Below are 12,889 nucleotides of genomic sequence, written 5' to 3'. Positions count from 1 at the left end.
ATCCTAGGAGGGGCCGCCGACGGTCGGAAATGTGGACCGGGCCCGGCCACCCCCGTGGGAGGACCGGACCCGGTACCTGCCCCTCCCCCGAGGAGAGCAGCCTGTGGTCCTGCTACTTGAACTCGATGCGCAGCAGGCGGGTGATGCCGAGGACGAGGGGGATGACTAGCCAGATGACGCCGGTGACGGCGATCTGACCCCACTGCTCACCCGTCGGCGTGTAGTCGCCCATGAAGAGGGGCGTCTGAGCGGTGTTGAACTCGATCCAGGGCGCGACCTTCCCGAAGCCCGAGCTGATCTCACTGAGGATGCCGACCGCGAGCGGGAGGATGAAGCTGTACGCGAAGTAGCCGACGATCGCTGCCGGGGTGTTCATCAGAAGGGTGGCGATCGCGAAGCCGGTCAGGATGCCGACCACGTTGGCGAGCACGAACCCGTTGAAGAGCAGGTTGCCGTCGACGGTCCATTGCGGGGATGCACCGCTGGCGATGCCGAGGAGAGTGCCGAAGACCGCGATGACGGCACCCAGCACCATCACCACGACGGCGAGCCCGAAGCCGGCCAGGAACTTGGCGATCACGACCCGCGACCGACGGGGCTCGAGCGTGAAGGTCACCAGCCCGTTGCGTTGGCTGGCCTCGCTGGTGACGAGCATGATGATGAGGATGGGCAGGAAATAGCCGAGCGTGCCGCCGGCGGCCGCCAGGAAGTTGCCGTAGTCCTTAGAGTCGTCGGGGGCGGCCAAGGCCCAGATGATCGAGACGACGAGGACCAGAGCCAGGATCGACACGGCGAACCAGCGGCCGGCGCGGGTGTCGAGTGCCTTGCGGATCTCCACCTTGGCCAGCCGGCTCATCGGCACCTGCGTGGTCGAGGCCACGTCGATCGAGGCGGGGAGGGCGGTGGTGCTCATGCCTGGGCTCCTTCGGAGAGGTCGTCACGCTGCGTGTCGGATGTGAGCGCGAGGAAGAGGTCCTCGAGCCCGCCGTCAGCCGAGCGGAGATCGGTGAGGACGATGGTGTTGTCCGCGGCCACCTGGCCGATGTCGACCGGGGACGCCTCGACGCGCAGGCCGGTGCCGGCGCGGGTCACCGCGAACCCCTTGTCGGTGAGGGCCTTGGTGAGCAGGTCGTTGTCGAGCGCCGTCACGTTGGTGGTCTGGTGATCGGCGCCGGAGAGCAGCGACGCCTTGTCGCCCTGCGCCACGATCTTGCCGCGACCGATCAGGATCATCTCGTCGGCGATCAGCTCGACCTCGTTGAGGAGGTGGCTGGAGAGCAGCACGGTGCCGCCCCGGTCGGCGTACCCCTTGAGGAGTCCGCGCATCCACCGGATGCCGGCCGGGTCCAGGCCGTTGGCGGGCTCGTCGAGGATGAGCACCGACGGGTCGCCCAGCAGCGCGTGGGCGATGCCGAGACGCTGCTTCATGCCGAGCGAGTAGTTGCGCAGGCGGCGCTTCGACTCTGTGTCGTCGAGCGAGACCAGGGCGAGCATCTCGTCGACCCGCGACGTCGGCAGGCCCATGGTCTCCGCGCCGATGGTGAGGATCTCGCGGCCTGTGCGGCCGGCGTGCTGCGCCGACGCGTCGAGCAGGACCCCCACGTGACGGCCCGGGTTCGGGATGTCGTGGTAGGCGTGACCGCCGATGGTGACGTGGCCATGGGAGGGCGTGGTGAGCCCCACCATGATCCGCATCGTGGTGGTCTTGCCGGCACCGTTGGGACCGAGGAAGCCGGTCACTCGGCCGGGCTGGCAGGAGAAGCTGATGTCGTCCACGGCCCGGAAGCTGCCGTACGACTTGGTGAGGCCTTCGACCTTGATCATGACGAGGAGTCTGCCGGTGACAGTGCCATGGGCACATCCGTCACGAGGATCGTCGTACCTGACCAAAGTAGGGGGTTGCCCACGCCTCGGGACGGCTGCCACGTGTCCCGCGGGCGCCTAGCCTTTGCTGGTGGACGAGCCGACGCCCGAGCAGTACCAGCCGCCGTTGCGGTGGTACTCCCACGCGTGGCGGATGGCCCTGTGCGTGGCCATCTCGCTGTCGGTCTGGCTGCCGATCGCAAAGACGCAGATCGACCGGCACCCGATCCTGTTCACTCTCGACGTGGGCCTCGGTGTGCTGTCCTACGTCCTGGTGTTCTGGCGCCGCCGGTGGCCCTACCCGATCGCCGTCCTGCTCGGCGCGCTGACCGTCTTCTCCGGCATCGCCGCAGGCCCCGCCACGCTGGCAGCCGTCTCCCTGGCTGTGCATCGGCGGCTGGTACCCATCGTCGTGGTCGGCCTGGTCGGCATCGTGGCCGGCCAGGGCTACTACGACATCCAGCCCATGGCCAACCAGGACCCGATCTGGCTGACCCTCGCCTTCGGGGTCGTGGTCACGGTCGCGACGATGGGCTGGGGCATGTACATCGGCTCACGACGCGAGCTGATGTGGACTCTGGAGAACCGTGCTATCCGCGCCGAGGCCGAGCAGGAGCTGCGCTCCGAGCAGGCCCGCGGCACCGAGCGGTCGCGGATCGCCCGTGAGATGCACGACGTGCTCGCCCACCGCATCTCCCAGATATCGATGCACGCCGGAGCGCTCGCCTACCGCTCCGACCTCGACGCCGACTCACTCCGGGCGGGCGTCGGCGAGATCCACGATCACGCCATCGAGGCGCTCACCGACCTCCGCGGCGTGCTGGGCGTGCTCCGAGACGAGGACGGGCGGCTCACCCATCAGCCGCAGCCGACGTACTGCGACCTGCCGGACCTCGTCGCCGAGGCACACCAGCTGGGGATGCACGTCGAGTTCGACGACCTCCTGGAGGGGCGGACGCCGCCCGACGCCGTCGGCCGCACGCTCTACAGGATCGTCCAGGAGGGTCTCACCAACGCCCGCAAGCACGCGCCGGGTGCACTCGTCACGGTCGAGATCAGCGGCGACCCGGACCGCGGCGTCGACGTGGTGATGCGCAACCCGCTCGGGTTCGGGCGCACCTTGGCGCCCACCTCCGGCCTCGGCCTGGTCGGCCTTTCCGAGCGCACCCTGCTGCGCGGGGGGCGTCTGGAGCACCGTCGCGAAGGATCGGCGTTCGTCCTGCACGCCTGGATACCGTGGGCGCCGTGACCGACTCGACGACGGCGTCTGGGCAGCCCGTGACCAGGGTGCTGATCGTGGACGACGACCCGCTGGTGCGGTCGGCCCTCGTCCTGATGCTCGGTGGGCGGGCCGACCTCGACGTGGTCGGCGAGGCCGCCGACGGCCGGGCCGGCATCGCCCAGGTCGACGTGCTGTCGCCCGATGTCGTGCTCATGGACATCCGGATGCCGGTCCTCAACGGGCTCGACGCCACCCGGCTGCTCCACGAGCGACCGGACCCGCCACGGGTGATCGTGCTGACGACCTTCGACGCCGACGACTACGTCGTGGGCGCACTCGAGGCGGGCGCCGACGGGTTCCTGATGAAGGACACCCCGCCGGCCGCCATCGTCGAGGCGATCCGCAAGGTCGCCGACGGCGAGGCGATGCTCTCTCCCACCGCCACCCGCGCCGTTGTCGACCGGCTGCGCCACAGCCGCTCCGACTCCCGCAGCGCCGCGGCCGAGCGACGGCTCGGCCAGCTGACCGCGCGCGAGCGCGAGGTCGCCGTCGCGGTGGGCCGCGGCCTCAGCAACGCCGAGATTGCCGCCGAGCTCTTCCTCTCGGTGCCGACCGTCAAGGCACACGTCTCGCGGCTGTTCGAGAAGCTCGGCACGACCAACCGCGTGCAGATCGCGATCTGCGTGCACGACGCCGGCCTCGTCTGAGCCGCCCCCGGCGGCAGCGGACTCCCGCTCAGGGCTGAGAGACGTGCGAGCCCTGCACGTCGTAGACGGCTCCGGGGGCCGCGAGGTCGATCGGGCCGGAGTACGTCGCCGTCGCCTCCCGGAGCACGACCTCCGGGTCGTGCCACGGCGGGATGTGCGTGAGCACCAGTCGCGCGACGCTCGCGCGGCTGGCGGTGTCGCCACACTCGGCCCCGGTGAGGTGCACCGAGGGCGGGCTGTCGTCGCCCTCCTGGAACGACGCCTCGGCGAGGAAGAGGTCCGCACCGCGGGCCACCTCGTCGAGCCCGCGGCACGGACCGGTGTCGCCGCTGTAGGCGAGCACGCCGTCACCGTCGCTGATCCGCAGGCCGTACGCCGGGACCGGGTGCTCGACCGGGATCGCCTCGACCGTGAACGGGCCGATCCTCACCGGACCGTCCCACTCGCGGAAGTCGAACTCCCCGCTCATCCCCGGGTCGGGCGGGAGGTCGTAGGCGCGCGCCATCCGGGCGGCCGTGCCCACCGGACCCCACACCGGGATCCGCGGCTGCGGACCGAGCGGGTGGTACTTGCGGAGCACGTGGTAGCCGCAGAGGTCCAGGCAGTGGTCGGCGTGCAGGTGGCTCAGCAGCACCGCGTCGATGGCCAGCGGATCGGCGTACTTGTGCAGGGCACCCAGCGCGCCGTTGCCGAGATCCATGACGACCCGCCAGGTACGGCCGTCGTGCTCGGTCTCGAGCAGGTAGCAGCTGGCGGGCGAGTCGGGCCCGGGGTAGGACCCGGAGCAGCCGACGACGGTGAGCCTCATGCCCGGCCTCCGGCGTACTGGCGCGCGGTGTGCAGCTCCGGGCCGAGGAACCGTCGGCCGATGGTCTCGAACTCGTCGGGCTGCCCGGTCGTCTTGAAGGTGTACGACGGCTCCCCGGGACCACGCATCAGGTCGTGACGCGCGAGCAGGCGGTAGACGTCCTTCGCGCACTCCTCGGCCGAGCTCACCAGCGTGACCCCGTCACCCATGACGATGGAGATGACTCCGGTGAGCAGGGGGTAGTGGGTGCAGCCCAGGATCAGGGTGTCGACGCCCGCGGCGGCAAGCGGGTCGAGGTAGTCGTGGGCAGCGGCCATCAGCTCCTCGCCACCGGTCACCCCCGCCTCGACGAACTCCACGAAGCGCGGGCAGGCCCGGGTCGACAGCGTCACCTGCGGGGCCGCGGCGAAGGCGTCCTCGTAGGCGAGGGACTCCGCCGTGGCGCGCGTGCAGATCACGCCGATGCGGCCGTTGCGACTGGCCGCCACGGCGCGTCGGGTGGCCGGCAGGATGACCTCGACCACCGGCACGTCGTACCGCTCCCGCGCGTCACGCAGCATGGCCGCGCTGGCGGAGTTGCACGCGATGACCAGAGCCTTCACGCCCTGGTCGACGAGGTGGTCGAGGCACTCGAGGGCGTACTCGCGGACCTCGCCGATCGGCTTCGCGCCGTAGGGCTGCCGGGCGGTGTCGCCCAGGTAGAGGATCGACTCGTGCGGCAGCTGGTCGATCACCGATCGGGCCACGGTGAGGCCACCGAAGCCTGAGTCGAAGATGCCGATCGGGGCGTCGGCGGTCACTGCTGGCACGTGGCACAGGCTAAGCCACGGGGAGGCGCAGCGGCCGGGTGAGCGACACAGGTCACGCCCGATGCCGGATCCGGTCCGCGGAGGCGTCTACCCTTCCGGGGTGACTACTGCTCGGACCCGTCGCCCGTTCGCCCTGGCCACCGCGGTGGCCGGGCTCGTCCTCGTGGCGGGGGCCGCCTGCGCGCAGGCCACCGACCACGACCCCGGCATCGAGCTGAGTGCGTCGTCGGCGCCCCGGGCCGCCGCGGGGTCACCGACCTCGGTCATCACCGTCTCGATCGACGCCTTCAACCCGCGTGCCCTCCGCCTGCTCGGCCCCTCGGGCGCGCCCACGCTGCACCGGCTCATCGACCAGGGAGCGTCGACCCTCAACGCCCGCACCGAGTACGAGATGACCGTGACGCTGCCCAACCACACGGGCATGGTCACCGGCCGGCGCATCGAGGCGAGCAGCGGCGGGCACGGCGTGACCTGGAACGACGACCGCCTCTCGCCCACGACCGTCGACGCGGCCGCCGGGCACCACGTCGTGTCGCTGTTCTCCGTGCTCGACGAGCACGGCCTCGGGACAGCGCTCTTCGCCAGCAAGACGAAGTTCTCGCTGTGGCAGCGGTCGTGGCCGACCGCCTTCGACAAGGTCGACATCACCGAGGGCAACGGCTCGCTCGTGCGCCACCTGATCGCCGACCTCGCGACGCCGCGCAGCTACCGCTTCCTCCACCTCTCGGCCCCCGATGTGGCAGGGCACGCACACGGGTTCATGTCGAAGCCCTACCTCAAGGCCATCCGGCAGACCGACCGCCGGCTCGGCAAGGTCGTCGCCGCCATCGACGCCGACCCGGCACTGCGCAAGAGCACCGTCTTGATGGTGACCGCCGACCACGGCGGCAAGGGCGCCAGCCACGAGATGCCCACCGTCTTCGCCAACTACCGCGTGCCCTTCATCGTGCGCGGCCCCGGCGTGCCGACGGGTGCCGACCTCTACGACCTCAACCCGACCTACCGCGACCCCGGCCGCAGCCGGCCGACGTACGCCGGCCCCCAGCCGATCCGCAACGGCGACGTGGCCAACCTCGTCACCTCGCTCTTCGGCCTCCCGTCGGTCAGCGGCAGCGAGCTCGACGCGGCGCAGGACCTGCGGGTCTACGGGTCGTAGGGGGTCCGGTAGGGATACCCGGTTACCCGGGTATCGCGTCGCTTCACGGGCGTTGCAACCCCCCAGAAGCGACGGGAAGCCCCGTGAAGCTCAGGCTCAGAGCTCGTCGCGGCGCGGCCACGGGTTGAACCGGCACCCGCCGGTCCCCTTCGACTGCTGCATCATCACCGGCGCCGGCTGACCCGGCCCCGGGCAACCCACGTGCCCGCGGCCGAGCCAGTGTCCGGTCTCGTGGTTGACGACCAAATTCCGGTAGTCGCGCACCGACCGGCCCGCCGCCCTCCACGCCGGCGAGGCGCCCAACCAGCGGGCCTGGTTGATGATCACGAAGCGCCCCACCCGGCAGCTCCACAGGGTGCTGCACGTCCCGCTGAACCGCGGCAGCCACGACGCCTCCGCCAGCACCAGCGTGAAGTCGCCGCCGCTGGGCACCCGGCGGAACTGCACGCCGCCGTTGCGCCACCCTCGCGGGTCGTCGTACGTCCGCTGGGCCTGGCGCCGGAACTCTTTCAGGCTCGCGGAGATCCGGCCGCGCGTCTCGACGTGGTAGGTCACTACGCGCCGCCGGTCGACGCGGTAGGTGACCGTGCGCGGTCGCGACACCGCGGCGGCCGGCTCGAAGCCGTCGGCCGCAGCGGTCACCATGACCTGCACCGAGGTGCCGACGTCGTCGGTCGCCAGCTCGTAGCGGCGACCGGTGGCTCCGGCGATGGGCGCGCCGTCGCGCAACCATTGGTACGACGTGGAGGTGCGCTGCGGCGTCCAGCGACCGGGATGCGCCCGGAGCGTGTGGGTGAAGCGTGCGACACCACGCACCGCAGGCCGCTCGGTGTTGACCAGGGGCACGACCTGCTCCTGCTCCAGCACCGGCGCCGGGGCGGCGACGGCGGCCGCAGGAGCCAGCAGGACGGCCGTCAGCACGAAGGGGGCGAGGCGCACGCGCACACCCTAGGCCCAGAGCTGGCCCTCGAGGCGCTCCTCGGCCTGGTCGACCGTGCCTTCGTAGGCGCCGGTCGAGAGGTACTTCCAGCCGCCGTCGGCGACCACGAAGGCGATGTCGGCGCGCTCCCCCGCCTTGACCGCCTTGGCGGCCTGGCCGAGCGCGGCGTGCAGGATTGCGCCGGTGGAGATGCCGGCGAAGAGGCCCTCGAGCTCGAGCAGCTCGCGCACCCGGCGTACGGCGTCGCGCGGGCCGACCGAGAAGCGGGCGTCGATCAGAGACGCGTCGTACAGCTCGGGCACGAAGCCCTCGTCGAGGTTGCGCAGGCCGTAGACCAGCTCGCCGTAGCGCGGCTCGGCGGCGACGATGCGGACGTCCGGCTGCTCCCGGCGGAAGAAGCGCGAGACGCCCATCAGGGTGCCGGTGGTGCCGAGGCCCGCCACGAAGTGGGTGATCGACGGCAGGTCGGCGAGCAGCTCGGGCGCCGTGCCCTCCTCGTGCGCGAGGGCGTTGGCGGGGTTGCCGTACTGGTAGAGCATCACCCAGTCGGGGTGCTCGTCGGCCAACCGCTTGGCCACCCGGACCGCCTCGTTGGAGCCGCCGGCGCCCGGCGAGGTGACGATCTCGGCGCCCCACATCTGCAGGAGCTGACGGCGCTCGGACGAGGTGTTCTCCGGCATCACGCACACGAGCCGGTAGCCCTTGAGCTTCGCCGCCATGGCCAGCGAGATGCCGGTGTTGCCCGACGTGGGCTCCAAGATCGTGCACCCGGGACGCAGCGTGCCGTCCTTCTCCGCCATCTCGACCATCTTCAGGGCCGGACGGTCCTTGATGGAGCCGGTGGGGTTGCGGTCCTCCAGCTTCGCCCACAGCCGCACGTCGGCCGACGGTGACAGCCGCGGCAGCCCGACGAGCGGCGTGTTGCCGACCGACGCCAGGAGGTTGTCGAAACGCATGGGACCAGTCTGGCATCCACCGATCGGATGATCCCGTTCAGCGCCTGCTGCCCGATGGACGAGACGGCGCCTGCCACCACGCTGGAGCCATGACATCAACGGCAGTGGTCGTCGAGGGCCTGCGCAAGCGGTACGGCGACAAGGTGGCGGTCGACGAGGTGAGCTTCTCCGTCGACGAAGGCGAGATCTTCGGCATCCTCGGGCCGAACGGCGCGGGCAAGACCACGACGGTCGAGTCCATCGCCGGCCTGCGGGTCGGGGACGCCGGTCGCATCCGCGTGCACGGCATCGACCCGTGGGACGACCGGGACGCACTCACAGGCGTCCTCGCGATCCAGCTCCAGGAGAGCCGGCTGCAGGCGAAGATCACGGTGCGGGAGGCGCTGGAGCTGTGTTCGGCGCTCTACGACGCCCCGGTGGCGTGGCGCGGTCTCGCCGGGCGTCTGGGGCTCACCGAGCACCTCGACCGTAGGTTCGCCAAGCTCAGCGGCGGCCAGCAGCAGCGGCTCTCGATCGCCCTGGCGCTGGTCGGAGGCCCGCGGGTGGTGATCCTCGACGAGCTCAGCACCGGGCTCGACCCGCGCGCCCGTCGGGAGGTCTGGCAGCTGGTGCGGGACGTGCGTGACTCCGGCGTGACCGTGCTGCTGGTCACCCACTCGATGGAGGAGGCGCAGGAGCTGTGTGACCGGATCGCGATCGTCGACGCCGGCCGGGTTCGCGCCCTCGACACTCCCCAAGGGCTGATCCGCGCCGCGGGGTCGGCGACGCTGACCTCGTTCGTGCCCTCGGCACCGACCGACCTGGAGCGCCTGCGGGAGATCGACGGGGTCGCCTCCGTCAGCAAGGACGGCGCCCGCGTGCTCGTCGAGGGCGCGGAGGACACCGCGCTCGGCGTCCTCGCCGCCCTCGCCGCCCAGCAGGTGGTGCCCCGCGACCTGCGTGTCGCGAGCGGCTCCCTCGACACCGCCTACCTGGACCTGACCGCCGAGCCCGTGGAGGAGCCCGCATGAACGCCGTCCTGACCCCGCCCGCCGCCGCCGTGCTGCGCACCGAGGCCCGCCTGTTCGGCCGCGAGCTCGGCGCGCTGTTCTGGATCGTGCTGTTCCCCGTCGCGCTCGTCGCCATCCTCGGATCGATCCCCAGCTTCCGGGAGGACGACCCGAACCTCGGCGGCTTGAGCACCGTCGACGTCTACGTGCCGGTCTCGGTGCTGCTCTCGATGATCATGGCGTCGATCATGGCCATGCCGCCGGTGGTGTACGCCTACCGCGAGGGCGGCGTCCTCCGCCGCCTCTCGACGACCCCGGTCGGTCCGTCGGCGATCCTGCTCGCGCAGGTCCTCCTGCACGCCGCCGCCGTGCTCGCCTCCTCCGTGCTCGTGCTCGCCGTCGGCCGCGTCGCGTTCGGGACACCGCTGCCGCAGTCGGTGGTCGGGTACGTCCTCGCCTACGTGCTCGCACTCGTTGCCGCGTTCTCGATCGGGGCGGCGATCATGGCGGTCGTCCCCAACGGCCGGGTGGGGACCGCTGTCGGCACCATCGTCTTCTTCCCTGCGATGTTCACCGTTGGGGTCTGGGTGCCGGTGCAGAGCATGCCCGGCCTGATGCGCGACATCGTCGGGTTCACCCCGTTGAGCGCGTCCGCCGAGGCGCTCACCGACGCGATGGCCGGCGACTTCCCCGACCTGCGGCACCTGCTGGTGGTCGCGGTCTGGGCTGCCGTGCTCTCGCTGGTCGCGGTGCGCACGTTCCGTTGGGAGTGAGCGGGGGATGCGCGAGCGATGAGAAGGTGTCGTCCGTGAGCACGTCGGTGGCCGTCTCGGAGGACCAGTGGGGCCGGTGGCTGCGCTACCTGCCGCTGGGCCTGCTTGCCGTCGGCACCACCGTCGCGATGGCGACCGGCCCCACCACCGGGGCGATCACCCCGTGGCCGCGGCTGGCCGCCCAGCTCGCCCTCGTCGCCATGACCGTGGTGTGGATCGTCGCGTGGATCCACCGGCCGCCGACGCCCCTGTCGTACGTCGTCCGCAGCCTGCTGGCGGGCGCGCTCACCCTGCTCAACCCGCTGTTCTGCATCTACGCGTGGATCGGCTTCACCGACGCCACCGACGCCTTCCGCGGGCGCGGCGTCTGGCTGGCGGTGGGAGCGACGGCGGTCATCATGGCGGCCGGCCAGTCCGGAGGCCTGCCGCCGGAGTCGGCCGCGCAGGGCGTGCTCTTCGTGCTCCTGATCGTCGTCAACTTCGGGTTGGCCTACGTGATGGGCAGGTACGCCGTGCAGACGGAGCGCACCAGCGCCGACCGCCAGGTCGCGATCACGGAGCTGGAGCAGGTCAACGCCAGCCTCCAGCAGGCCCTCGCTGACAACGCCGCCCTGCAGAAGACCGTCGTCGCCCAGGCCCGGGCTGCCGGCGTACAGGAGGAGCGTCAGCGGCTCGCCCGGGAGATCCACGACACGATCGCCCAGTCGCTGGCCGGCATCGTCGCGCAGATGCAGGCCGCCAGCGAGGAGTCCGACCCGGCCGCCGTGCACCGCCGCGTGGACCGCGCGGCGGCGCTGGCGCGCGACGCCCTGGTCGAGGCCCGACGCTCGATGATGGACCTGGTGCCTGCGCCGCTCGAGGACCGGTCGCTCGCCGACGCCGTGAGCGCGCTCGTGCACGACTGGGCCGCGCACCACCCCGTCCAGGCCGACACCGTCGTCACCGGCGTGGTCCGGGCGCTGCACCCCGAGGTGGAGGCCACCCTGCTGCGCATCGTCCAGGAGGCGCTCTCCAACGTCGCCAAGCACGCGCGCGCGGACCGGGTCGGGGTGACCCTGAGCTACATCGACGACGAGGTGGTGCTCGACGTGCGCGACGACGGCGCCGGCTTCGACCCGAGCCGCCCGGCCGGGACGACGTCGTTCGGCGTGCGCGGGATGCGCCAGCGGGCCGAGCGGCTGGCGGGCACGTTCGACCTCGAGACCGAGCCCGGCGCCGGCACGGCCGTGTCGGCGCGGCTCCCGGCGATCGAGAGGGGCGCGGCGTGAGCAACTCCATGACTATCCGGATCCTGGTAGTCGACGACCATCCGGTGGTGCGCGACGGCGTCGCCGCGACCCTCGCCGCTGTCGAGGAGTTCGAGGTCGTCGGTCAGGCCGGCAACGGAGTGGAGGCGGTGCGGCTCGCCGCCGTCCTCGACCCCGACGTGATCGTCATGGACCTGCGCATGCCGGGCGGCAGCGGCGTCGACGCGGTGCGCGAGCTGCACCGTCGCGGCCTCCGCGCCGCAGTGCTGGTGCTGACCACCTACGACACCGACTCCGACACCGTTGCGGCGATCGAGGCCGGGGCGACCGGCTACCTGCTCAAGGACGCCCCGACCGAGACGCTGGTCGCGGGCGTGCGCGCCACCGCCGCGCGAGAGACAGTGCTCTCCCCCACCGTGGCGACCCGGTTGGCCTCCCACGTGCGGCGGCCGTCGCGTTCCGCTGCGCTGAGCGCCCGCGAGCGGGAGGTGCTCACCCTGGTCGCACGAGGCACACCCAACCGGGCGATCGCCCAGGAGCTGTTCGTCAGCGAGGCGACCGTCAAGACGCACCTCACCCACATCTACGACAAGCTCGGTGTCACCGACCGCGCCGCGGCCGTCGCGACGGCGTACGAGCAGGGCATCCTGGGCTGATCAGGCGGGGGCGCCGCCCGCGACAGCGGGGAGTACGACGACCTGGTCGCCGTCGCTGAGGCCGGCCTCGAGGCCGCCGATGAAGCGCACGTCCTCGTCGTTGATGTAGACGTTCACGAAGCGGCGCAGGTCGCCGCCGTCCAGGAGGCGCCCGGCGATGCCGGGGTGGTTGCCCTCGAGGTGGTCGATCAGGGTGGCCAGCGTGTCGCCTTCGGCCGTGACGGACTTCTCGCCGTCGGTGTACGTGCGCAGGATGGTGGGGATCCGGACCTCGATGGCCATCAGGGGGTGCTCGCTTCCAGCTGGGGGACCACGACGACCTCTTCCTCGGTCACCGCGCCGTCGATGATTCTGTAGGACCTGAACTCCACCGGGCCGGGGTTATTCCCGTGCTCGCGCGTGCTCACCAGCACATAGTGAGCGTTCGGCTCGCCGGCGAGGTCGATGTCGGTACGGCTCGGGTAGGCCTCGGTGGCGGTGTGCGAGTGGTAGACCACGACGGGCTCCTCGCCGCGGTCGTCCAGGTCGCGGTAGAGCCTCAGCAGGTCGGTGGAGTCGAACTCGTAGAACGTCGGGCTGCCCGCCGCGTTCACCATCTCGATGTACCGCTCCGCCCGGTCACTGCCCGCCGGGCCGGCCACGATGCCGCAAGCCTCGTCGGGGTGGTCGCGCTTGGCGTGCGCGACGATCGCGTCGTGTGTCGTCTGGTCGATGGTCAGCACCCGTCCAGCGTAGGTCGCGAAGCCGGGCCGGTCCGCCGCGT

The 12,889-nt window shown here is 71.5% G+C and carries 15 protein-coding genes; 7 read left to right on the top strand and 8 right to left on the bottom strand.

The window, feature by feature from the left end:
* Window positions 1-112: 112 nt before the first annotated feature.
* Both ACP7BP_RS06225 and ACP7BP_RS06220 read right to left on the bottom strand, forming a co-directional pair.
* Window positions 113-913 carry an ABC transporter permease gene (locus ACP7BP_RS06225; RefSeq protein WP_426243551.1) on the bottom strand — a complete coding sequence of 267 codons (801 nt, stop codon included), beginning with the start codon at window positions 911-913 and terminating at the stop codon, window positions 113-115.
* A complete protein-coding gene (locus ACP7BP_RS06220) occupies window positions 910-1,824 on the bottom strand; it encodes an ABC transporter ATP-binding protein (protein ID WP_426243549.1) in 915 nt (304 codons plus the stop codon). Before ACP7BP_RS06220 ends, ACP7BP_RS06225 begins: the two co-directional genes overlap by 4 nt.
* 130 nt (window positions 1,825-1,954) lie before the next feature.
* On the opposite strand from ACP7BP_RS06220, the gene ACP7BP_RS06215 reads away from it, so the two are divergent.
* Window positions 1,955-3,112, top strand: coding sequence for a sensor histidine kinase (locus tag ACP7BP_RS06215; RefSeq protein WP_426243547.1), 1,158 nt, complete (start codon window positions 1,955-1,957; stop codon window positions 3,110-3,112).
* On the top strand, window positions 3,109-3,792 hold the full coding sequence (locus ACP7BP_RS06210; protein WP_426243545.1) for a response regulator: 684 nt from the start codon (window positions 3,109-3,111) through the stop codon (window positions 3,790-3,792). Before ACP7BP_RS06215 ends, ACP7BP_RS06210 begins: the two co-directional genes overlap by 4 nt.
* A gap of 28 nt (window positions 3,793-3,820) precedes the next feature.
* Here the strand turns inward: ACP7BP_RS06210 and ACP7BP_RS06205 are convergent, their stop codons facing one another.
* Both ACP7BP_RS06205 and murI read right to left on the bottom strand, forming a co-directional pair.
* Entirely contained in the window at window positions 3,821-4,600 is a 780-nt protein-coding gene (locus ACP7BP_RS06205; RefSeq protein ID WP_426243543.1) for an MBL fold metallo-hydrolase, read from the bottom strand.
* Complete coding sequence (gene murI / locus ACP7BP_RS06200; RefSeq protein ID WP_426243541.1) at window positions 4,597-5,409, bottom strand: glutamate racemase; 813 nt, start codon at window positions 5,407-5,409, stop codon at window positions 4,597-4,599. The genes ACP7BP_RS06205 and murI overlap by 4 nt, the downstream gene beginning before the upstream one ends.
* A gap of 100 nt (window positions 5,410-5,509) precedes the next feature.
* Here murI and ACP7BP_RS06195 point away from each other — a divergent pair, with 100 nt between their 5' ends.
* Window positions 5,510-6,565, top strand: a complete 1,056-nt coding sequence (locus ACP7BP_RS06195) for an alkaline phosphatase family protein (RefSeq protein ID WP_426243539.1) — start codon at window positions 5,510-5,512, stop codon at window positions 6,563-6,565.
* 96 nt (window positions 6,566-6,661) lie between these two features.
* Here ACP7BP_RS06195 and ACP7BP_RS06190 read toward each other — a convergent pair whose 3' ends face one another.
* Window positions 6,662-7,504 (bottom strand): DUF3152 domain-containing protein, encoded by an 843-nt coding sequence (locus ACP7BP_RS06190; protein WP_426243537.1) that lies wholly within the window; start codon window positions 7,502-7,504, stop codon window positions 6,662-6,664.
* Window positions 7,505-7,513: 9 nt separating this feature from the next.
* Window positions 7,514-8,461: a PLP-dependent cysteine synthase family protein gene (locus tag ACP7BP_RS06185; protein ID WP_426243535.1), complete on the bottom strand. Its 948-nt coding sequence runs from the start codon at window positions 8,459-8,461 to the stop codon at window positions 7,514-7,516.
* Window positions 8,462-8,550: 89 nt separating this feature from the next.
* Here ACP7BP_RS06185 and ACP7BP_RS06180 point away from each other — a divergent pair, with 89 nt between their 5' ends.
* The 4 genes from ACP7BP_RS06180 to ACP7BP_RS06165 are packed head-to-tail and all read left to right on the top strand — an operon-like array spanning window position 8,551 to window position 12,126.
* A complete protein-coding gene (locus ACP7BP_RS06180; protein WP_426243533.1) occupies window positions 8,551-9,471 on the top strand; it encodes an ABC transporter ATP-binding protein in 921 nt (306 codons plus the stop codon).
* Complete coding sequence (locus ACP7BP_RS06175; protein ID WP_426243531.1) at window positions 9,468-10,223, top strand: ABC transporter permease; 756 nt, start codon at window positions 9,468-9,470, stop codon at window positions 10,221-10,223. The genes ACP7BP_RS06180 and ACP7BP_RS06175 overlap by 4 nt, the downstream gene beginning before the upstream one ends.
* 35 nt (window positions 10,224-10,258) lie before the next feature.
* Window positions 10,259-11,491, top strand: coding sequence for a sensor histidine kinase (locus tag ACP7BP_RS06170; protein ID WP_426243529.1), 1,233 nt, complete (start codon window positions 10,259-10,261; stop codon window positions 11,489-11,491).
* Window positions 11,492-11,499: 8 nt separating this feature from the next.
* Window positions 11,500-12,126, top strand: coding sequence for a response regulator (locus ACP7BP_RS06165; RefSeq protein WP_426244773.1), 627 nt, complete (start codon window positions 11,500-11,502; stop codon window positions 12,124-12,126).
* Here the strand turns inward: ACP7BP_RS06165 and ACP7BP_RS06160 are convergent, their stop codons facing one another.
* Together ACP7BP_RS06160 and ACP7BP_RS06155 are read right to left on the bottom strand one after the other, a co-directional pair.
* Window positions 12,127-12,408 carry a MoaD/ThiS family protein gene (locus ACP7BP_RS06160; RefSeq protein ID WP_426243527.1) on the bottom strand — a complete coding sequence of 94 codons (282 nt, stop codon included), beginning with the start codon at window positions 12,406-12,408 and terminating at the stop codon, window positions 12,127-12,129.
* Window positions 12,408-12,848: a Mov34/MPN/PAD-1 family protein gene (locus ACP7BP_RS06155; protein WP_426243525.1), complete on the bottom strand. Its 441-nt coding sequence runs from the start codon at window positions 12,846-12,848 to the stop codon at window positions 12,408-12,410. Before ACP7BP_RS06155 ends, ACP7BP_RS06160 begins: the two co-directional genes overlap by 1 nt.
* Between the last annotated feature and the right edge of the window lie 41 nt (window positions 12,849-12,889).

It is taken from the genome of Nocardioides sp. LHG3406-4 (genome assembly GCF_049897745.1).
Taxonomy (GTDB): Bacteria; Actinomycetota; Actinomycetes; order Propionibacteriales; family Nocardioidaceae; genus Nocardioides.
Note: the sequence above shows the minus strand (reverse complement) of the source record. Positions and strands in the feature narration are given on the sequence as shown.